Source organism: Spirosoma daeguense, assembly GCF_054776875.1.
The window spans coordinates 1-1,037 of record NZ_BAAHBF010000035.1 but is presented as its reverse complement, the minus strand read 5'-3'; the positions used below and the strand labels follow the sequence as shown (position 1 = coordinate 1,037).

The 1,037-nt window shown below is 53.1% G+C and carries 1 protein-coding gene; it reads left to right on the top strand.

Going from position 1 to position 1,037, the window contains the following annotated elements:
• On the top strand, window positions 1–1,037 hold a 1,037-nt coding region (locus ACYVD4_RS32025), incomplete at both ends, for a hypothetical protein (protein WP_460952538.1).

The window sequence follows — 1,037 nt, the reverse complement described above, 5'->3', positions numbered from 1 at the left end:
GGAGCGACTCATACGGCGACGATCAGCCTGCCGGGTTGTGGCACTACCACCGCCAACTATACTGCACCAACGTCTTGTTCTGTGGCTCCGGTATGTTCACTGACGGCAGCGGCCACTGCTGGGGTTTGTCAAACGGCCACCAATACGTACTCAGCCAACATAGTGGTCAATCTGACGAATGCAGTATCTGGTTCACTTACCGTGAGCATTCCGGGGGCGTCTCCAGTGAGTCAGACTATTGCGGCTACTGCTACGTCGGTAACCGTAGTGGTACCGAATCTGCTATCGGACGGAGCCATACATACGGCAACTATTAGCTTGCCTGATTGTGGAACCACCAGTGCTACGTATTCGGCACCAGTTTCCTGCTCGGTTGGTATCGGCTTAAGCCTGAGCGATCCGCCAATATGCAATCCGGGTACCAATATGTATTCGACTACTGGCGTTGTGAGCTTCACAAATGCTGCTGATGGTCAGCTTACGATTACAGATGGCACCAGCACAACAACAGTTTCTGTTACAGCCGGAACAACCTCTGTTGCCTACGCTTTCACAGGACTAACAACCGCAACAGGAACCCACACGGTGGTTGTCTCTTATCTGGGCCAGACAACGAGTGTAACCTACGTAGCACCCGACGCTTGCCCAGCAGAGCCAGTATGTTCGCTGACGGCTACCGCCACAGCAGGAACCTGTGCTTCGGCAACTAATACGTATTCGCTCACGGCAGTTGTTACGTTGGCGAATTCAATTACGGGTACACTGACGATCACTAATGGTGTCGAAAGCCTAACTCTTTCGACCACGTCTTCTGCCACCAACTCGTATACCGCCATATTCAACAATCTGCCTTCTGACGGACTTACGCACACGGTCGAGGTATCGTTACCCGGTTGCAGCAGCACCACTGCTACGTATTCGGCACCAGTTTCCTGTTCAGTGGCACCAGTCTGTTCGCTAACGGCAGCGGTTACGGCGGGAGTCTGTCAGACGGCGACCAATACGTATTCGGCAAATGTGCTGGTGAATCTGACCAA